This window comes from Actinobaculum suis (assembly GCF_900102025.1).
Taxonomy (GTDB): Bacteria; Actinomycetota; Actinomycetes; order Actinomycetales; family Actinomycetaceae; genus Actinobaculum; species Actinobaculum suis.
This window is the reverse complement of the sequence record NZ_FNAU01000011.1, coordinates 36,114-55,525: the sequence shown is the minus strand read 5'-3', so window position 1 is coordinate 55,525 and position 19,412 is coordinate 36,114. Positions and strand designations below refer to the sequence as shown.

The following is a 19,412-nucleotide window of genomic DNA, read 5'->3' as shown; positions in this document are numbered from 1 at the left end:
AGCTAGTGGCTACCGGTGCACAAGTAGTGGGATTTGGGCGCGAGAAGTTTTGCGGAAAGTGCCTTCGCGGAATGCGCGGGATAAAAATGCGCGCGAGCCATTGCTACGCGTTAGCCCCTGCGTCCGCGCGAATTCCTTCGTTTCGCACGGACGCAGGGGCTAACACACAAGTATTTAGTAGTTCATATTCATCGCGGCGCGGACTTCGCGCAGGGTTTCTTCCGCGCGCGCATTAGCAATTTCGTTGCCGCGCTTGACGATACCTTCGATATAGCCAGGATCTGCCGCAAGTTCTGCACGCCGTGCCCGGATCGGTGCCAACATTTCGTTGATTGCTTCCGTAACCTGCTTCTTCAGGGCACCAGAACCGGCGTCGCCAATTTCTGCTGCCACGGCTTCTGGTTCGCGGTCTTGCGCGAGGGCGGCTAAGAGTACCAAATTGGAAACTTCCGGGCGATTATCCGGATCGTAAGTAATGTGGCGCTCCGAATCGGTAACGGCCTTCTTCAGCCGCTTTGCGGTTTCATCCGCGCTCATCCCCAGTTCGATCGTGTTGCCACGCGATTTGCTCATCTTCTGCCCATCCAGGCCCAGAATAGAGGCACCACCTGAAAGTAACGCTTGCGGGCGCGGGAACACGGGTTCGCTAGTGCCTTCGGGATGGCCGTAACGGGCTTCGAAACGGTCGGCAATTACGCGGGCTTGTTCCAAATGCGGCAACTGGTCTTTACCTACCGGTACCACATTGGCCTTGCAGAAAAGAATATCTGCAGCCTGGTGTACCGGGTAGGTCAGCAAAAGGCCAGACATAGGCCGCCCACCCGTAGCATCATGTTCCGCCTTCACCGTGGGATTGCGGTACAGCTCCGAATCGGTAACCAAAGAAAGGAAGGGGAGCATGAGCTCATTGAGCGCTGGCACGGCCGAATGGGTGAAGATCACGCTCTTTTCCGGGTCCATTCCCACCGCCAAATAATCGGTGGCCAAAGACATTACGCGTTCCGTGATCGGGCCGGTGCCATCGCGGTCAGTAATCACCTGGAAATCAGCAATCACCAGCCAGGTTTCCACGCCGCGCCGCTGCAACTTCACCCGGTTGCGCAGGCTCCCAAAGTAGTGCCCCAAATGCAGATTCCCGGTGGGACGATCACCCGTGAGCACGCGGAACTCACTTGGATCTGCATCGATCTTTTGGTCGATTTTCGCGCTTACCTCCAGTGCGTGCCGCAAGGAAGCGTCCGATGTTGCCGGTGCGAGCGTATCTTCAACCGCCATGACTACCTTTCGTTCTTCTTTTCCCACTAGTGCGTGCTAGCGCCTAGTAACTATCAGTAACTATATTGCCGACGCCGCCCGCGCGGCTCCGTGCCCGCCGGCGAACGCATCACATTCTGGGCGGCGGTAGCAACTGCCGGCCGTGCCGCCGCCCGGCGGGGAAGCAGCTGCCCGCTGTGGCGCCGGTGCCCGCCGTGGCACCGCTACCAGCTGTGCCTCACCCGGTGGGAAGACAGCCACCCAGCGGGGAATCAGCTGCCCGCTGTGGCGCCGGCGGGGAAACAGTTACCGGCTGCGGCGTCGTTACCTGCCGCGCTACCGCCACCTTGCGGAAGTAGTGCTAGCGGACGGGGTTGGCGAAGTACAGCCGCATGGAATTCGGGGCGATTACCGTGGCCGCTCCGGGCCGGTAGGCCTGCTCGGATTCGCGCGGCTTTTCCCAAGTTGAATCCCAAGCCAAGTTGTATGGATTCCCGCGGCCTTCCGGGAGCACAATCCGTACTTCCTGGGCCGAACCATTAATGACAATGAGGGCGTCGGCGTCGCGGTCACGCCCGGAACGGAGCATTTGCAGAACTCGGTTAGCGGGATCGAACCAGCGATGTTCGGGCATGGGCTCCCCGGTATCGGCATACCAGGTGAGATCCGGGAGGGAATCGCTGCGCGAGGGCGTTTGGGTGAAGAAATCTGCCGGCCGTAAAACCCGATGCTCCGCCCGCAAACGCAGCAAATAGGCAACGGTTGCCTGCGAATTACGCTGTTCTTCCGTAAGATCCCAATTCAGCCAAGAAATCTCGTTGTCTTGGCAATATGTATTGTTATTGCCGTGCTGGGTGTTGCCAAATTCGTCTCCGGCGAGAAGCATCGGAGTGCCCGCAGAGAAAAGCAAGGTGCCAATCAGATTGCGGCAAGTTTGCGCGCGGGCCTGCAGAACTGTTGGCGGTACCGGGTTTTCGGCCGTCCCATCGCCTTCAAAACCGTGATTCCAGGAACGGTTATTATCCGTTCCATCGCGGTTATCTTCCGCATTGGCGTCATTATGTTTGCGATCGTAGGAAACTAGATCGCGCATGGTAAAACCATCATGGGCGGTAATGAAATTGATGGAAGCATTCGGGCCGCGGCCACCCGGCCAACGCCCCTGCCCGAACATATCGGCCGAACCGGAGAGCCGTGTAGCTAGATCACGCAAATCTCCACCCAAGCCGCCGTGGGCAATAGCCCGCTGATCGCTCACCCAGAAAGAACGCACGGTATCGCGGAAACGATCATTCCAATCCGCGGTAGGGCGCGGGAAATTACCCGTCTGCCAGCCATTGGGCCCCAAATCCCAAGGTTCGTTAATTAGCTTTACGTTGCTGAGTACCGGATCGGTAGCCAGGGCCATATAGAACGGGTGGTGCGGATCAAACTGTTCGCCCTTGCGAGCCATCGTGGCCGCCAGGTCGAAACGGAAACCATCTACGCCGATTTCCTGCACCCAATAGCGCAAAGAATCGAGCGTCATCCGCAAAACCGTTTGGCGGCGGAAATCTAAAGAGTTCCCGGTGCCGGTAGTGTCGTAAAAAGCGCCCGCATTATCGGGGGCCTGCATGTAGTACGACGTCTGCCCAAAACCGCGCCACGAAATCGCCGGACCGTACACCCCACCCTCACAGGTGTGGTTATATACCACGTCCAAAATGACCTCAAGGCCGGCGTCGTGCAAGCGCGCCACCATATCCTTCACTTCTTGCACTACCGCGACCGGGCCGGCAAGTTGCGCGGTTTCTGTGGCGTAACTAGGTTCGGGCGCAAAATAGGAAAGCGTGGAATAACCCCAATAGTTGGTCATGCCTTTTTGGGTCAAAAACGGTTCGCTCATCTTGGCATGAATAGGAAGAAGTTCGACGGCGGTTACCCCGATTGCTCTTAAATAGTCCGTTACCGCGGGATGGGCGAAACCCGAATAGGTGCCGCGCAAAGGTTCCGGAATGCAATCCAGCTGTGCGGTAAAACCTTTCACATGAGCTTCGTAAATAACCGTTTCATCCCAGGGCGTGTACGGGTGATGCGGCTCCGAGGCTCGCGGGGCCATCACCACGCTGCGCGCCTGATAGGGGGCTGAATCGGCGTCGTCGCGCGCTAGCGGGTAACTGGCTGGTTTTAAAGTATCGTCTACTTTATGTGCGTATAGCTCCCGGCACAGCTTTGGCGTGCCGGTGACCGCGCGGCCGTACGGATCGAGGAGGAGCTTGGCCGGGTTGAAACACATGCCGCGTTCCGGTTCCCACGGGCCGTGGACGCGGTAGCCATACTCCTGGCCGGCCCGCGCATTTGCCACGTGCCCAGCCCACACTTCACCCGTGCGGTGCAAAGCGTACCGGGTTTCCTGCAGCCGCCCGGCAGACATGGTAAACAGGCACAGGTCCACGGCTGTGGCATTGGGCGCGGTGACCGCAAAATCTACACCGCTATCCGCGATGTGGGCGCCGAGGCGCACTGGAGCATTCCGAGGCGGAAAAGCTCGCTCGGAGGCGCGGGCCACGTAACGCGTGGAAGTCAGCGGTAAAGATTGGAAAGAAGTCACCGTCCAATTATTCCAGAGAACCTCTCCAAAGTGAACGCCGGGGCTCTCTATGAACGGTGTAGGTGGCCCACAAGTGCACGGCTTGCGGTGAACATCTGCTACATGAAATGCGCACAAAAGCTAAAGTTTGAACTATGCCAGAACTGCCTGTACCTGCGCTCTCGCGAGGTTTTATAGATCGTGACGAAAATGCGCGCCTGCACCCCACCCGGGTGGCGGAGCTACGAGAATCTGCGCAAGCTCGTTACCTGTTAGTGAGCGGCCAAGCCGTGGCTGCCGCGGGGGAGGCCGGGCCGGTTTTCTACTCGGTGAGCGAGCTTCGCGCGCGCGGATACAACCTCGAAGATGCCTACTATTTAGGGACGGTGGCGGCGCAAGAAAGCACGGTGCCGGCGGCGAACACTACACCGGCCTTTTTCGCCTTGGATCTTACGGATAGTTTCGCAACCGGGGTGAACCGGGAGCGCCCGCGCCGCACGGTAGACGGCGTCGAATGGTGTGCGCTGATTTCTTACGGTGGCCTTTGGCAAGATTCCGACGTGGCTCTGGCTACGGAAGCGGTGGCTTTGTGCGCGGCTTGGCGCCAGCAACGTTTTTGTGAAATGTGTGGGAGGCCGCTGCGCATCCTCGAATCCGGGTGGCTCGCTGTGTGCCCGGATTCGCATCCAACTTATCCGCGTACGGACGCGGCGGTGATTATGGCAGTGCTCGATGCCCAGGATCGGATTTTGCTCGCCCACAATGCGCGGTGGGAGGGAAATCGGCATTCGGTACTCGCAGGTTTTGTGGAAGCCGGGGAGCCCCTGGAGTCAGCCGTGCGCCGCGAAGTGGCCGAAGAGGTTGGTATCGAGGTGACGGGCGTGCGCTACTTTGGTTCGCAGCCCTGGCCGTTCCCGCGCTCGCTCATGGTGGCTTTCTTTGCGCGCACCGAACAGAGCACGGCCGATATTCGCGTTGACGATCGCGAAATCAAAAGCGCAGGGTTCTATAGCCGCGAAGCTCTCCTCGACGCCGCCCGCGCGGGGCGGATCAGCCTACCGGGCCGCACTTCGATTGCTGCGCTCATGATTTCCCAATGGCTGGTCGGAGAAAATACGGAGTTCCCTGGAGGCAGCACGCGAATGAGTAGTGGCGGTGCCGGGTTCTCGCGCTACGGTGCGGGAAGCGCCGGGAACGACGCCGCCGCAGGAACCGGCGCCGGCGGCACCGGTTCTGGCCTAACCTTGCCCTACGCCGAACTCTTCGGTTGGTAAGGCTATTGGCAAACTGACCGGTAAGGCTATTGGCAAACTGACCGGTAAGGCTATTGGCAAACTGACCGGTAAGGCTATTGGCAAACTGACCGGTAAGGCGGCAAGCTGACCGGTAAGGCGGCAAAAAAACGGCCGGCGGGTGTACCGGCGGTTGGACGGTAGGTTGGCCGGCAAGTGGCTGGCAAAGCGGGGCGGTTATTCGCCGAGGCTCGCGAGGCGCTCTTGCACTTCTTTGAGGCTGGGATTAGTTAGCGTGCTACCGTCCGCAAACTCCAGGGTAGGAACGATTTGATCACCACCATTGATGCGGGCAACATGCTCTGCGGCCCCGGGAGCTTCTTCGATGTTGATTTCTTCCCAGGTGATGCCAGCCCGTTCGAGCTGCCGCTTCAAAACTTTGCAGTACCCGCACCAAGTGGTGGTATACATCTTCATATTGGCCATGCGGCTAGTCTAGCCCGGGAGCAGATGGGCCGGGCTACTCGTCAATATCTTTCAAGGCCGCATCCATGCACCGCATAGCGGCCAAGGTTTTGGGCACCCCGATATATGGCATTAGGTGCACGAAGCATTCCGCGATTTCTTCTTTACTCATCCCGGCGTGCTTATAAGCGGTAGCAATATGGCCGGTGAGTTGTGGCTCCACGCCGCCCATAGCGGCCAGCGCGGCCATGGTTAGCATTTGGCGGTCACGCAACTCGAGGCCCGGGCGCTCATAAGTACCACCGAAAACTGCTCCCGTTACCCATTCGGAAGGATTGCCGGCAGCATACTTATCAAGTTGCCCTTTCCAGGTAGCGGTACCTTCCGGGGTTGCGGTTTCTTCTTCAAACTGGCGTCCTTTTGCAACGTCATACATGAGTTCAGGCTATCCAGAAAGCGAAGAAGTGTCGAGGTCGTGCATAACTTGCGGGTGCAGCCAATTCCGCGGTTTGCGCGAAAACGGCCCTGCGGGTGCAAGGGCACAAACCGCGGAATTGGTCCCACCGGCGTGAAAACACAAACCGCGGAATTGGTATCGCGAAAGGCGCCCGCGCCCGCATAAATCGCGGAATTGGTTCTGCGAGTAGCCGGCGGATGCCTCTGGCCGGCAGTTTTACCAGGAAGACTTCTTGATTCCGGGTAGTTCGCCGCGCAGTGCTAGTTCCCGGAAACGGACCCGGGAAAGGCCGGCCTTGCCAATATATCCGCGCGGGCGCCCATCAATCCGATCGCGATTTCGCACCCGCGTGGGCGAAGCATCGCGTGGCAATAGGGAAAGTTGGCGATGGAAATCCATTGCCTCGGCCACAGTTTTCGCGGTACGTGCCTTTTCTTTCAATTCCCGCCGTTTTTCTGCGTACTTCGCTACCGTAGCCCGGCGCCGCTCATTGGCAACAATCTTCGACTTCTTAGCCATTATTCCTCTACGTTTACCTATCTAACTAGTGATTCTTTTTGGTCGGTGCATGCCTTTCTGGCTGTTCGGCCCCGACTCGCGCCCGCTACCAAGTTCTAGCCACTTTGGCTCGTGCCCGCTACGCGGACGCGAGAGCGCGCTATACCCCCAGGTAGTGGACAATATTGCGTACACGCACCGCGAATAGTTCCGTGTTTTTCGATAGCGATTCGCGGCCCGGGCGCAACTTCACCCGAACTCTACTTGAGAGTGAGAATCATTCTCAAGTAGGGTGCGAGGAATGGAAAAGACCACCGCGCGGTTACGAGCCAACTTGTGACTAGCTAGTTGGTGAGGCGGGAAGCCGCGCGGAGTGTTTTAGATAAACAGGCAGTCAGAGTCCCGGATATAACAGCTACAGCGGCTTGGGCATACAGTTGTGATGCCCGGGAGCGTGCGACGGTCGGGGCGCGCGGCCGGTATACGGCGGCCGCTGTATCCAGTAGCCCGGATATGTAATGTACGGGTATGAGGTGAGGTAGTAGATGAGTGCAAATCCTTCCGGTTCGGCCGGGCGCCAGCGGCGCGCGGCGGCGTCGAAAATAGAACGCGCGCAAGGCCAGTGGAACGCAACGGTACCGGTGGTTTTCGTGTGCGGGATGGGAGAAACAGAACTCGCGCAAACGAGTACGCGCGCGCAGTTGCTGATGCCGGAAGCGGTAGTGGTGCGCTATCACCTGGACGCTGAGCGCGAGTTGCTGGTGCGCAGCATCATCGAACTGACCGGCGTGCTTGATGAAACGGAACGTTTTCTGGAGCACGGGTGTGTGGCGTGTACCGTACGTGCCGATATTTCGGGCGTGCTGGAAGAGCTGGCACGGCTGGGTAATTGGCCGGCAATTATTGTGGAGATGCCGCCTACCATTGAAGCGGTACCGCTTTGCTATTCACTGATGGCGGAGCCGCAGGCCGCGCCGCACGTGCGGATAGGTTCCGTGGTAGTTGCGGTGGCGGGCCCCCGCGTACTCGAAGACGCGCTCGGGTACAACCTATTGGCGGAAGAGTATCCGGAGGAGCGGTTCGGCCACGATGAGCGCGGGGTTGCCGAAGTGGTAACGGCCCTGGTGGAAGGAGCGGATGTGATCGACGTCCACGGTTCCCTCAGTACCGGTGCGAAGGAACTATTGGAAATCCTTTCCCGGCCCGACGCCGTTATCCACGCCCCGCTCGATACTGCCGACGCTGCCACTCCGCTCGCCCTAATGCCGGAGGTGCTCACGGACGGCTTTAATTCCGAGGCCACTGAAAACTGGTTGGAATTCGGCAACGGCGAATATGGCGAGGCATGCAGCGGGGAAATCTGGACGTTGCGGCTGGAATCGGAACGTCCCTTCCACCCGCAACGGCTTTTGCGGAACCTGGCCTCCCTCGCCCATTGGCAGGTGCGGGCCCGTGGCAACTTTTGGCTTCCCACCCGGCACGGTCAGATCGGATATTGGGATGGTGTGGGCGGCGGCCTAGCAATTGGCATGGGGTCTACCACGCAGGCACCTTATACGCGTCTACAATTTGTGGGCCGCGGGCCGGGGCGTGAAGAAATCAAGCAAGTCTTTACGGAAACACTGCTCACCGATACCGAAATGGACGTGTGCGGAACTAGCTGGGACGTGAACGAAGACGGTTTTGAAACCTGGCTCGGGCCCGTTACTGGGAGCGAGGAACCGAATACGGGAAGTGGAGACTAGCTGCGGGAAGCGGGGAATGGCTGCGGGAAGCAGGGAACCGAATACGGGAAGTGGGGGAATGGCCGTAAACCGCATGAAAAAGCCGCTCCCAGGAAATCAAGGAGCGGCTGACTGCGGAGTATAAGAGGTGAACTGAGCACCCCGATCGACGAATCGTGCGCAATCTTTTGGACGTGCAGATCGAAACAGTTCCTCCGGTGATTTCGCGGCCTCCCGCGGCGGCTGCCTGGCCGGCTTTGCACGCATCTTCAACTAGCCACAAAGCCGGCAAGAATACGGCATCCACCTCCGTTACCGAAAGGCTTCTCTAATGACTCGCCCGCTCTGGACAGCATCTTCCATAGTGGACCGCCTGACTCTCCAACTGCACGAATGTCATACTGACTCCATGAGTGAGTGGTTACCAAAGCTAACCCGGACGCGATATGCGCCAATCTATGCCGTAGGTGCCGTATTGCTGATCGGTTTTGACATATATGGACACATCCTCGGCCTGGTTGACCTTTCCCGTGTACAGGCTGGCATTGAGATCACCCTTGCCCTACTGCTGGCCTTGGCCTCACGCTCAATACTGTTCGAGATTACTTTTTGCTTATGCGTACTGCACCTGAAGCTGAGCACTCCGTCCGAACCAGGAATGCTTCCCTTAGGTGTTTATCTCGTCATTATCATATGGATAGTGCGTGCTTGGATGCTAGGTGCTGCGATTCTCTTGTTGACTGTAGAGGTAACGAAGTTACTGCTCACTTCTAACCCAACAGCGCAGATGTTTATCTCCGTTTTTCTTGGGCTGCTTGCTGTATCTATCGGATTATTGCTGCGATGGCAAAGCGCGCGGCTCCTCAGTGCAGAAGAGGAACTCGAAAACGCTCGCGAAGCAAACGCACAAAATACCCGAGAACTAATCCAAGAACTGCATGACAACACGGCCAAAGACCTCGCCCACATAATTCTCCTGACGCAAGATATCGCGCGGGAACACCCGGAAACAGCTCCGAGAATGGAGGCTCTGGGGAATATCGCAACTCACGCTTCACGCCGAGTGCGATCCATCATTTCAGCCCAACACGCTTCTTCTCCTCCATCCGAAAAAAATATTAACCGGGTAGTAAGGCAAATCCAGAAAATGCTCGCGACGCGTAAAATCACCCTCAAATACACGCTGCCCGAGAATATCGAGAATAAAATCAGCCCTGCACAATTAAAAGGGGGCATCCTTGTACTAAGGGAGTGCGGCTCCAATATTCTGAAATATGCTCCTAAGCATTCCAAAGCGGACCTCGTGATAAAGTTCCATCCTGTTTCTAGAGAACTTATTCTCTCGATCAGCAATGACGTGGCGGACGGTAAGCCCGCGCCCGGGGTAACAAGTGGTTTCGGTTTGAGTAATTTGCGGGAACTAGTGGAATCGCAAGGTGGAACATTAGAAGCGGGAGCACTCCCCGGAGAGAAATGGCTCACCTACATAACTCTGCCCATCTCCGCAGAGAATACCGTGAAAACTGGCTTGCCAAACAACTGGCAGCCATGCAGCATTTCGCTTAGGAAAATGATACTTAGGAATGTGGAGCCACAATGAATGTCGAAGCGAAACAAGAAAAGATTACTTTAAAAATTGCGATCGCCGACGATGACCACATCATGCGTGAGGGTTTGCAACGACTCTTGGCACACGAGGAAGGTATTGAGATCGCCTGGGTGGCGCAGGATGGCGCAGAAGCCCTCCGCCTTTTATGTACGCAAAGCGTAGACGTATTACTCTTAGACGTTGATATGCCCATAAAAGACGGAGTTGAGACTGCTCGAGAAGTGAGTTTTCAATATCCGAATATCGCGATCATTATGCTCACAGCTTTTCATCAGGAAGAATCTCTTGCCCAGTCTATCGGAGCGGGCGTACGCGGCTTCCTAACGAAAGACGTTCTAATACCAGATCTTGTGCAGGCCATTAGAAAAGCATATAAGGGCGAAAAAATAATGTCTGCGCGGCCCACAGAAATCTTAGCCGAAGCGTATTTTCAGTCACACGTTAGCCAGGGAAAATATGCCGATTTCATTGCCGCCGTGCAGTCCTTACCGGCTCGATTGCAGCCCACCTTCAATCTCCTTTTGGAAGCAGCCACTAATAAGACGATTGCGCGCCGGCTAAATCTCAAGGAAACAACTGTACGTTCATACGTTTCCGACATCCTTGCGCATATGAGTTGTAATACGCGCGTCGAACTGGTAGTGACCGCTTTGAAGGCTGGATTACACAAGTAGTACACAAGCAGAAAGTAGATGCACGAGCTCCCCTTAGTCCGGCCCCCTAGCCTTTTTATTTACATCGTCGGCTCCGCACCCGCCCGCCAGGCACTTTTCCGTACCGAAGAAAATCGGTATGAGACTCTATAAAACATCTATATCGCTCGGATAATTCCGGCCGTAACGTTAGATACACAAACGCAACCGAGCCGCCGTAGGAGCGGCACGATGGCAAGGAACATTCTGGATATGAAAAGAAAATTAACGAAAGCCTCGGTAGCTACTGCAGTCGCATCTGCGCTATTTGCCACCACCGTGAATATCACCCCCGCTGTTGCGTCTACCGACGCTCACATAGAGGTGGAATCGCAACCTTCGCCAATCGTTTCGAACGCCATAAGCTCTCAAAGCGATGATCTTCTTCTCGAATTCGCTAAGCTGTACCCCGTACATGAACCAGGCAGCTTACATCATGGCGAAAGATTTGACCTAGAATCATCTCGTGTACAGCCTAATTTTGCCTGGGGTGCAGTATTTAGAGTTCTTCTTTCAAAGCCCGCCTGCGAGGCTGCACGTGCCTTTTACAATAACCAGTTCCCTGACAAGCCTAAGCTAAAGTGCAGAAAAAGGGGCAAGGTGTGGGTCCTAACGAGGTAAAACATGGAACAGTTCGCTAACATAGCTCAAACGTTTATAGACTCGGGAGATTTTAAGTACGTAATCCCCGGTGCGGACCACGATTCACCCTGGTCCACGAGCTCTTTGCACGAGTGCGAGAAGCTATTCTTGCAAACTCAAGATCCAGCATCGGCATGGGTGCAAGAAAAATACACCATGTTTTTGGGTGAAGGATTGAGACGAGCCTTCGGCGGCAAATGGGAACGCGGAGAATTGCTGATCCCGGAATCGCACGGTATGCGCGGGATCCACTACCCCACTACCGGACACTTCGATGTAGTTTCGAATTACTTACAAGAGGCTGTAAGACTTGGGGTCGGGAAAACGTGGGCGACCCATTTCACTACCACCAAGATGCTGCTCTCCGAAGCTACTCCCACTGAGTAGTCCTCATAAGGTAAGTGCCGTTTGCGGAATGCTGCATGTATAAAAACTCGTAACAAGAGATTGTATGATAGTTACTACGAAAGTGCCGGCGAGGTTAATCATCTCCTCGCCGGCACTTTTGCCGCAAAACCAAAGGGAACGCCTTCTATACGTAAAACATCGATTTGTCTTATTAACATAAATCGGGGCCTGAGCCCTTGTTGGTGGGCATGGGCTAGCCCGCGTCAGCAATGGCTTTAGACAACGCTGATAGCCCGACCATGGGCACGCGGGGCTCTAATAGTGCGATAGCCTTTGTTAAGGCCTGGGTAAGGTTCTTAGCTGGCAACCATATTTGGACCATTGCTCCGCCTGGCGCTCCAATAAAAATAGGGTCATAACCTTTTGGTGGGAGGGGTGTTCGAATTTTGTATCCCTTGCGTGTGTCCCTGGACGTATCCCTCACTATGTACACAGGAGTGCATAGAGCAATATGGAAGCATATTCGCGAATTGGATGACTGACCCAAGTTTCCCGCGCTGTCTCGCCGTAAACCGCATGAAAAAGCCGCTCCCAGAAATTCTAGGAGCGGCTTACTGCGGAGGATGGGGGATTCGAACCCCCGAGGGCGTTAACCCAACCCGCGTTCCAGGCGAGCGCCATAGGCCACTAGGCGAATCCTCCACGCATTAGCGCCCCAATAGGATAACCGATAACAGGCAGTTTTGGCGAGTTTTTAGATGTGAGCCGTCGGGCACATTTCAAATTCAGTCCAGTTCCAAGAAACGCAGCCAGCGCGGGTATTCGGCTTCTACCTGGGCCTGTGCAGCTTCATAGGCGACGGTGAGCTTTTCCGGATCGCGTTCCCGGTTGGCCGGAAGTGCATGTTCGGGGAAGTAAAGATAGGCCCGCCCTTGGCGTTCAAGTTCAAACAGGTGTTCCCGCGTGCGGTTGTAACGTTCGGGCCGTTCCACAATCGCTTCGGCCACCTTGGGAGCGTTGCGGAATAGCGTGCGCATGAGGTGATCGGAAACCGGGTTGGAAGTTTTCACGTAGTCCCGGCTGCGCGTCATCACCACGAAGAAATTCTCATACCCGTCCGCTTCCGCCGCATCGATGGCAATCCCGCCCGTGGCCCCGATCCCGCCGTCGGCATAAAACTCCCCATCAACCGCTGTGAAAGGCATCAGCCCGGGCATCGAAGAAGAAGCTTGCACCCGCACCAAAAAATCTTCTTTCGAATGCACATCCTCGCGCCCCCAGGCCACGGTTTGCCCGTCGGCAATGCGGAAAGCCAGGATGCGGTAGTCCTGCGAAGAGTTTTCCAACGCCGGATAGTCAAAAGGCAGGAGCTCGCCCGGCGCGGAAGTATGGTGGTAGATGTACTCGGAATCAAAAAGCCCGCGTCCCTGTAAGAAACTCTGCCAGGAACCGGCACGCTTGTCGGCAGCTAGGTTAATGAACGAGGCACGCGAGCGGCCCGCATCCTTGGAAATATAGTTTGCGGTATGCGTGGCTCCCGCGGAAATACCCGCCGCGTACGGAAACTCAATGCCCAGCGCAATTAGCTTTTCGACGACGGGCGCCGTGGCCACAGCCCGAAACGCCCCACCTTCAAATATGACCGCAGTTTCTTCTACTTTCGGCATGTCTCCCCAATCTTGTTCGCATCAACGCTATCAATGATCTGCTTATTTCGGCCGTCCCAGTCTCGCGCATTTGCACACAAGCCCACCGGCCGCGCCAAATTCACAGCGCCGGCCAAAATGCAAGTTAAAAACAGAGAGGTGCCTACTAGGAAGTAACTGCCCGGTTTTGTACCTTGGGACCCATTGCTATCCGAATTGTGCGAGTTCAAAGGGGGGGGGGGAAGTTATGAACAAAGCCTCGACTCTAGTAACAGCCGGAGGGCGGAAAGAAGGCACTGCGGCGCTGGCTGGCAACCGTTGGGCGGTGCTCGTGGGTACCGTTCTCATGATGCTGACCACCGGGGCATTGCAGGCCTTCTCCGTGTTCGCACCGCCGGTTTCCGCCACGCAGGGGTGGGCATTGCCAGACGTTATGCTCGCCTTCGGTTTTACTTCCCTGTTGGTTCCGGTGGTTATGATCCTTTCCGGCAAGTGGCTCGACGCCGGCTATGCCCGCACGCTGATGCTCATCGGTGGCGGCCTGTTCGGACTGGGGCATATTGTGGCCGGGCTGGCCCCGAACTTGCCGCTCTTTGTACTCGGCTACGGACTCGTTACGGGTACCGGCCAAGGTTTGCTCTATTCTTCGGCGCTCACCAATACCATGCGTTATTTCCCGGATCGGCGCGGGCAAGTATCCGGGCTGATTACTGCCGGCATGGGTCTGGGCGCGGTTTTGGTGGCCCCGCTTGCCGTGAGCCTCATCGCGAAGATGGGAGTTTCGGCCACCTTCATTGCCCTAGGCCTGGCATTTGCGGTGCTAAACCTCGGGGCAGCTCTTTTCCTCGTACGTTCCTGCCCGGCCGGATACGTACCCGCCGGTTACACCGGGCCGGCAAAGGCTGCGGCTAAGAATGTGGAAGGTAAGGCCGCCCAAAAACCGGCCGCTAAAAACCCTGCCGCCAACAGGGGGAGCGCCAAGGCGAGAGCCAGGGCGAGCGCCAGAGCGAGCGCCCCGCAAAATTTGCAGTGGCGGGAAATACTGCGCACGGCCAGGTTCTGGATTATTGCCGGCATGTTCTTCCTGGGTGGATGCTTTGGTGCGGTGATTATGTCTAGCCTGGCGAGCATTGGGCAAAACATGTTTGGCCTGGCGCCAGCCACCGCCGCGCTCTACGTTTCGCTCTTCGCCGGTTGCAATGCCGCGGCCCGGATTGTGTGGGGCAGTATCGCCGACCGCTGGGGCATTATCAATACTCTCGCCGCGGTTTTCAGCCTGGGGGTGCTCGCGCTCGCGATCCTCGCATTTGGTACCGGTACCTGGGTGTCCCCAGTGGGCGTGGTGATCATTTCCTGCGCTTTCGGCGGGATTATGAGCCTCTTCGCCCCGCTCACCGTGGAAAACTTCGGCCCTAAATTTAACGGCGTCAACTACGGTATCGTTTTCATCGCCTTCTGCTTGGCAAGCTTCTTGGCCCCGCGGTGGGGTGCGAGCATGGCCGCCACCGCCGGCGGAGATTTCACCGGCGCGCTGATCGTGTGCATGATCTTGGCAGCGGTAGGCCTGGGGCTAACGATTCTCTACCGCCTGGCTCCGCAACCTGCCAGCCGCGGCGAAACTGTGGAAGCTGCGCGCGGCAAAGCCCGGTAAACCTGGAAAGCTCACTAAAAGGGAGCAAACTGGCTAGCGGTCTTATTGTGCGTAATGGCACAGTTTGGCTGCTGGTGTTTTTATGACGACGCCGAAGTTTTTTGGCAGTAGTCGCTCTTTCCGCGCAAACATTGGCATGGCCGCGGGGGAGTGCGTGGCGACGCGCCGGGCACGCCGGTAACGCAATGAAGTTACACCTTTGTCATTTCTCTGCGCTACGCTATCTTGTGTTCACGCGGAGGATCGACCACAATATGTAGTCAATTGGGCGTTACCAGAATGTTGCTAACGCTTTACTTCGGGCGTGTGGGATGCGTTAGAAACCGTATGTCGCACCCAAGTACGAATAGTTTTGCCCCGCGGGTGGTGCCGCCAAGCGGGGAGTAGGTAAGAGTTTAAGGGGTTGGAGATCGCATGTCAGTGACAGAGCGGAGAATGGTGGAAGACCCGGCGAAACTCACGCAGCAGAGCGGGAGCGTGCGCAAGCGGGATGGGCGCGTTGTCGAATTCGATGCCGCGAAGATTTATCGCGCCATCGGTAAGGCGATGAATTCGCAAGGCGTAGAAAACGTGACCTTCCAGGAAGAAGCTACGCGCGCCGTCGTCGCCTCCTTGGGCGGTGGCGAACTGGACATTCCGACCATCCAGGACCACGTGGAAAACGTGCTCATGAAGTCGGAGTATCCGGAAGTTGCCCGGGCATACATCGAATACCGGCATGATCGTGATCAGGCGCGGGAACGTTCCATGGACGTGGAAGTTGCCGTGGAGAAGCTACTCGGCCGCGATAAGAACGTGGTGAATGAGAACGCGAACAAGGATTCGGGAGTTTTCAACACCCAGCGTGATCTCACCGCCGGTTCGGTAGCCAAGGCCTATGCGCTCAAGCACATGCTGCCCCCGGAAGTTGCCAACGCTCACCTCAAAGGCGATATTCACTTCCACGATCTGGACTACAACCCCTTCCAGCCGATGACCAATTGCTGCCTGATTGACATCAAGGGCATGCTCAAAGACGGCTTCCAGATCGGTAACGCACGGGTGGAATCGCCGCGGTCGATCAACACTGCCACGGCGCAAATCGCGCAGATTATTGCCAATGTAGCTTCCAGCCAGTACGGCGGGTGCTCGGTGGATCGCATTGATGAAGTGCTGGCCCCGTACGCGCAGATCAACTTTGAAAAGCACATGGCGGACGCGAACCGCTGGGTGCCGGAAGAAAACCGCGTGGAATACGCCCAGGAAAAGACGCGCAAGGATATTTATGACGCCATGCAGTCGCTGGAATACGAGATCAACACCCTGTATTCCTCGAATGGGCAAACGCCGTTCGTGACCCTCGGTTTTGGGATGGGAACCAAGCCGCTGGAACGCGAAATTCAGAAGGCGATTTTGCAGATCCGGATCGAAGGGATTGGGCGCGATCACCACACCGCGATCTTCCCGAAGCTGGTATTCGGTTTGCGCCGGGGCGTGAACCTGGAACCGCAAGACCCGAACTATGACATTAAGCAGCTGGCTCTGGAATGTTCGGCCAAGCGCATGTACCCGGACGTGCTCAGCTATGACAAGCTCGTGGAGCTGGAAGGTGATTACAAGGCTCCCATGGGGTGCCGTTCCTTCCTGCCCAAGTGGGTGGATCCTTCCACGGGCGAAGCGGTGAACGCGGGCCGGATGAACCTCGGCGTCGTTACCTTGAACGTGCCGCGTATTGCTATTGAGGCGAATGGTTCCCAAGAAAACTTCTGGAAGATCTTCAACGAACGCATGGAGATCGTGAAGAAGGCACTGGTTTACCGGGCGCAGCGGTGCGAGGAAGCGGTGGCAGATAACGCGCCGATTCTGTACCGGCACGGAGCTTTCGGAATTCGGGAGGCCGATGACGATCAAGACGTCACCAAGTTCTTCCGTAACCAGCGGGCCACGCTTTCGATCGGTTACATCGGGCTCTACGAAGCCGCTACCGCTTTCTATGGGCCGGCTTGGGAACACAACCCGGAGGCGAAGCAGTTCACGATCGATATTGTGAAGTCGCTCAAGGAGAAAGCAGATGAGTGGAAGCAGGAGTACCCGTACTGGTTCTCCGTCTACTCCACCCCGGCCGAATCGTTGACCAACCGGTTCTGCTCCATGGATAAGGAAAAGTTCGGTTCCATTCCCGATATTACGGATAAGGATTACTACACGAACTCCTTCCACTATGACGTGCGGAAGAAGATCACGCCTTTCGAAAAGATCGACTTCGAAAAGGACTACCCGCAGTACGCGGCCGGTGGTTTCATCCACTACTGCGAATACCCGAAGTTGACGCATAACCTCAAGGCTTTGGAAGCCGTGTGGGACTATGCCTACGACCGGGTGGCTTACCTGGGTACGAATACGCCGATTGATAGGTGCTACGAATGCGGTTACAACGGCGAATTCGCGCCTACCGCAGAAGGTTTCAAGTGCCCCGAATGCGGCAATGATGATCCGGATCGTTGCGATGTGGTGAAGCGGACCTGCGGTTACCTGGGTAACCCGCAGAAGCGCCCAATGGTTCACGGCCGGCACGAAGAAATCGTGCACCGCGTCAAGCACATGGACGGCCCGCTTTCGGAAGCACAGGAGCTCATGGAGTAGCCGTGGCACGGCACTTGAATTTAATTGACGACGCCGCTGGGGGCGCCCCGGAAACTTCCGGGGCGCCCCGGCCTGCCGGGCAGTATTCCAGTGCGGCACAAGCATTCGCACAGGGGGAACGGCCCGGGCTTTCGGTTTCTGATAGCGGTAAGCAGCTCCAAAGCGCTTTTGAATACCGGGCGGATTTAACGGCCGCCCACCAAGAGGAAGTAGTGCACCCGGCCCAGGCTGCCAGCGAGCACGGGGTGCGCCAACCGCGCCAGCCCGGGGCTTGGGATGGCCGGCGCATGAGTCAAAGCTATGTGGCGGACTACAAACCCTTCGTCATGGTGGATGGGGAAGGAGTGCGTTGCGCGCTCTATGTTTCCGGCTGCCCCTTCAAATGCCCCAGCTGCTACAACAAGGCGGCCCAAAACTTCCGCTACGGCACGCCCTATACGCCCGAACTAGAAGCACGCATCCTGGCAGACTGCGCCCACAGTTACGTGGCTGGCATATCCTTCGTGGGCGGTGAGCCTATGCTCAACACTCCGGTGCTGCTACCTTTGGCCAAAGCTTTCCGGGAACGTTTTGGCAATACCAAAACCATTTGGTGCTGGACGGGTTACACCTACGAACAGTTAATGGCAGAAGGGGAAACCCCAGACAAACAGGAACTGCTTTCCCTGGTAGACGTGCTGGTAGATGGGCCATTCATCAAAAATCTTTTCGTGCGCGAACTAACTTTCCGCGGCTCCAAAAACCAGCGGATCATTGACGTGCCCGCCACCCGGGAAGCCGGCAGCATCCGCCTCTGGCGCGGCGGCGACTATGCCTAACCCAATTGCGCCAAGGGCGCATGCGCGCATATAACCGAGATGCCTAGCTATCATGCAGGGCGCGCACCACGCGGCGCGCTAAAACTTGCATGTCAGCCGGCGTATAGCGCTGATCGATAGGCAAGGCCAGCACTGCCGGCCAAGTGTCCGCTAACGAGTTGCGCACCGGCGGCCAAAAAGCCGGCGAATAAACCCCCTGCGCGGCTAGCGTTTGCGCATATTGCAAGGCTCTGGTGGCCGGCACCGGCAAATCTATAACCACAGCAAACCGGCCATCTCCCAGAAAACGCAAAGCGCCGCGTGCCCCCGGATTTACCAATTCCGCGATTCGTGCCTTTAAAGCTGCGCGCAAGGCGCGGCTGTTTTCCAGGCGTCGCTCTAATAGCGCACGCGTATCCAACCGGCGGAGTATGCCACGGCTGATCTCGCTCAGTGGAGCTGGGGTAAGCGCCTGATCTACCAAGGCCTCCGCGCCGCAATCTTGCCCCGTGCAGATTTGCTGCCAGGTGCGGGAAGTGACGGCGGCGTCGTGCGAGCTCCGGGAAAGCGGTTGTGTTATACCCGGCCCGGCCACCCAGGCGCCATCTGGAATCGGTAACCACTTCCGTAAAGAAGCCACCGCAAAATCCGCATAATCAGGAAGCTGCGGCTGCAAAGCTTTGTGCGTGAGCTGTTTCGGAGCAGGTGTTTCGCTCGTGAGAACTTCGTGGGCGGGTGCTTCGTGGGGTGGTGCTGCGGTGGTGAACGTTTCGCTCGTGAGAACTTCGTGGGTGAGTGCTTCGTACATGAGCGGTTTGTGGGTGAGTGCTTCGTGGGTGAGGTCGAGGGCAATGGCCCCGCCGCGGGAGCGAAAAGCCGCCAGTTCGCGGCGCAGTGCGGAGCCGGGTTGGATCCCGAAAACCGTGGCAAAAAACAGGGCATGGGCGGGCCCCGGATACTCGGCAAGGGCACGCGGGCAGGGGAGCAAATCGGCCCCCACGGGCAGGAAATCTATTCCGATTCCTTCCAGTTCCCAGGGTTCGACCATCGTCCAGCACGCAAAACTGGCGATCCCCACCCGGCGCACACCCAGATCCCGCAGGGTCTGTGCGAGCAGAGAAATGCCCTGCCGGCCCGAAGCCACCCCCGCCACACCAATTCCGCGATTTGTGCGCGGCGCCGTATTTGTGTGGGGCGTCGGGTTTA

General features: G+C 57.2%; 15 protein-coding genes and 1 tRNA gene. 8 read left to right on the top strand and 8 right to left on the bottom strand.

Features of this window, described 5'->3' with window-relative positions; genetic code table 11:
* Window positions 1-174 precede the first annotated feature (174 nt).
* A complete protein-coding gene (trpS, locus tag BLT47_RS06775; RefSeq protein WP_074663083.1) occupies window positions 175-1,275 on the bottom strand; it encodes a tryptophan--tRNA ligase in 1,101 nt (366 codons plus the stop codon).
* Between the two features lie 340 nt (window positions 1,276-1,615).
* Window positions 1,616-3,844: a glycogen debranching protein GlgX gene (gene glgX / locus BLT47_RS06770; protein WP_231583088.1), complete on the bottom strand. Its 2,229-nt coding sequence runs from the start codon at window positions 3,842-3,844 to the stop codon at window positions 1,616-1,618.
* A 134-nt stretch (window positions 3,845-3,978) separates the two neighbouring features.
* Here glgX and nudC point away from each other — a divergent pair, with 134 nt between their 5' ends.
* Window positions 3,979-5,097 (top strand): NAD(+) diphosphatase, encoded by a 1,119-nt coding sequence (nudC, locus tag BLT47_RS06765; protein ID WP_053093604.1) that lies wholly within the window; start codon window positions 3,979-3,981, stop codon window positions 5,095-5,097.
* 195 nt (window positions 5,098-5,292) lie between these two features.
* On the opposite strand, the gene BLT47_RS06760 is transcribed toward nudC, so the two are convergent.
* The 3 genes from BLT47_RS06760 to rpsN form a co-directional block, all read right to left on the bottom strand.
* Window positions 5,293-5,541, bottom strand: coding sequence for a mycoredoxin (locus BLT47_RS06760; RefSeq protein WP_049619455.1), 249 nt, complete (start codon window positions 5,539-5,541; stop codon window positions 5,293-5,295).
* Window positions 5,542-5,575: 34 nt separating this feature from the next.
* The gene (locus tag BLT47_RS06755) at window positions 5,576-5,956 is read right to left on the bottom strand and encodes a carboxymuconolactone decarboxylase family protein (RefSeq protein ID WP_074663079.1); all 381 of its coding nucleotides are present in this window, start codon (window positions 5,954-5,956) and stop codon (window positions 5,576-5,578) included.
* 237 nt (window positions 5,957-6,193) lie between these two features.
* Complete coding sequence (gene rpsN / locus BLT47_RS06750) at window positions 6,194-6,496, bottom strand: 30S ribosomal protein S14 (protein WP_049619453.1); 303 nt, start codon at window positions 6,494-6,496, stop codon at window positions 6,194-6,196.
* Window positions 6,497-7,020: 524 nt separating this feature from the next.
* Between rpsN and BLT47_RS06745 the strand changes: the two genes are divergently transcribed.
* The 4 genes from BLT47_RS06745 to BLT47_RS06725 all read left to right on the top strand — a co-directional run bounded on the left by BLT47_RS06745 (window position 7,021) and on the right by BLT47_RS06725 (window position 11,529).
* Entirely contained in the window at window positions 7,021-8,220 is a 1,200-nt protein-coding gene (locus BLT47_RS06745) for a GTP-binding protein (protein ID WP_049619452.1), read from the top strand.
* A 388-nt stretch (window positions 8,221-8,608) separates the two neighbouring features.
* Window positions 8,609-9,799, top strand: coding sequence for a sensor histidine kinase (locus BLT47_RS06740; RefSeq protein WP_141670066.1), 1,191 nt, complete (start codon window positions 8,609-8,611; stop codon window positions 9,797-9,799).
* The gene (locus BLT47_RS06735; protein ID WP_049619450.1) at window positions 9,796-10,482 is read left to right on the top strand and encodes a response regulator transcription factor; all 687 of its coding nucleotides are present in this window, start codon (window positions 9,796-9,798) and stop codon (window positions 10,480-10,482) included. The genes BLT47_RS06740 and BLT47_RS06735 overlap by 4 nt, the downstream gene beginning before the upstream one ends.
* Before the next feature lie 768 nt (window positions 10,483-11,250).
* Window positions 11,251-11,529 (top strand): hypothetical protein, encoded by a 279-nt coding sequence (locus BLT47_RS06725; protein ID WP_141670065.1) that lies wholly within the window; start codon window positions 11,251-11,253, stop codon window positions 11,527-11,529.
* Window positions 11,530-12,107: 578 nt separating this feature from the next.
* Here BLT47_RS06725 and BLT47_RS06720 read toward each other — a convergent pair.
* Window positions 12,108-12,192: transfer RNA gene (locus BLT47_RS06720), tRNA-Ser, on the bottom strand.
* 83 nt (window positions 12,193-12,275) lie between these two features.
* Window positions 12,276-13,157 (bottom strand): patatin-like phospholipase family protein, encoded by an 882-nt coding sequence (locus BLT47_RS06715; RefSeq protein ID WP_049619448.1) that lies wholly within the window; start codon window positions 13,155-13,157, stop codon window positions 12,276-12,278.
* 226 nt (window positions 13,158-13,383) lie between these two features.
* Here BLT47_RS06715 and BLT47_RS06710 point away from each other — a divergent pair, with 226 nt between their 5' ends.
* From BLT47_RS06710 to nrdG, 3 genes are all read left to right on the top strand, one after another.
* Window positions 13,384-14,787, top strand: a complete 1,404-nt coding sequence (locus tag BLT47_RS06710) for an OFA family MFS transporter (protein WP_083330136.1) — start codon at window positions 13,384-13,386, stop codon at window positions 14,785-14,787.
* A gap of 420 nt (window positions 14,788-15,207) precedes the next feature.
* A complete protein-coding gene (nrdD, locus tag BLT47_RS06705) occupies window positions 15,208-17,409 on the top strand; it encodes an anaerobic ribonucleoside-triphosphate reductase (RefSeq protein WP_244924574.1) in 2,202 nt (733 codons plus the stop codon).
* A 2-nt stretch (window positions 17,410-17,411) separates the two neighbouring features.
* Window positions 17,412-18,227, top strand: a complete 816-nt coding sequence (nrdG, locus tag BLT47_RS06700) for a 4Fe-4S single cluster domain-containing protein (protein WP_256332571.1) — start codon at window positions 17,412-17,414, stop codon at window positions 18,225-18,227.
* Window positions 18,228-18,270: 43 nt separating this feature from the next.
* Here nrdG and BLT47_RS06695 read toward each other — a convergent pair whose 3' ends face one another.
* The gene (locus tag BLT47_RS06695; protein WP_176764498.1) at window positions 18,271-19,359 is read right to left on the bottom strand and encodes a hypothetical protein; all 1,089 of its coding nucleotides are present in this window, start codon (window positions 19,357-19,359) and stop codon (window positions 18,271-18,273) included.
* Window positions 19,360-19,412: the final 53 nt, after the last annotated feature.

What these genes read in the sequence shown, in the direction of transcription:
- trpS (WP_074663083.1), bottom strand. Translation starts at nt 1,275, where the DNA reads ATGGCGGTTGAAGATACGCTCGCACCGGCAACATCGGACGCTTCCTTG.
- nudC (WP_053093604.1), top strand. Translation starts at nt 3,979, where the DNA reads ATGCCAGAACTGCCTGTACCTGCGCTCTCGCGAGGTTTTATAGATCGT.
- BLT47_RS06760 (WP_049619455.1), bottom strand. Translation starts at nt 5,541, where the DNA reads ATGGCCAATATGAAGATGTATACCACCACTTGGTGCGGGTACTGCAAA.
- BLT47_RS06755 (WP_074663079.1), bottom strand. Translation starts at nt 5,956, where the DNA reads ATGTATGACGTTGCAAAAGGACGCCAGTTTGAAGAAGAAACCGCAACC.
- rpsN (WP_049619453.1), bottom strand. Translation starts at nt 6,496, where the DNA reads ATGGCTAAGAAGTCGAAGATTGTTGCCAATGAGCGGCGCCGGGCTACG.
- BLT47_RS06745 (WP_049619452.1), top strand. Translation starts at nt 7,021, where the DNA reads ATGAGTGCAAATCCTTCCGGTTCGGCCGGGCGCCAGCGGCGCGCGGCG.
- BLT47_RS06740 (WP_141670066.1), top strand. Translation starts at nt 8,609, where the DNA reads ATGAGTGAGTGGTTACCAAAGCTAACCCGGACGCGATATGCGCCAATC.
- BLT47_RS06735 (WP_049619450.1), top strand. Translation starts at nt 9,796, where the DNA reads ATGAATGTCGAAGCGAAACAAGAAAAGATTACTTTAAAAATTGCGATC.
- BLT47_RS06715 (WP_049619448.1), bottom strand. Translation starts at nt 13,157, where the DNA reads ATGCCGAAAGTAGAAGAAACTGCGGTCATATTTGAAGGTGGGGCGTTT.
- BLT47_RS06710 (WP_083330136.1), top strand. Translation starts at nt 13,384, where the DNA reads ATGAACAAAGCCTCGACTCTAGTAACAGCCGGAGGGCGGAAAGAAGGC.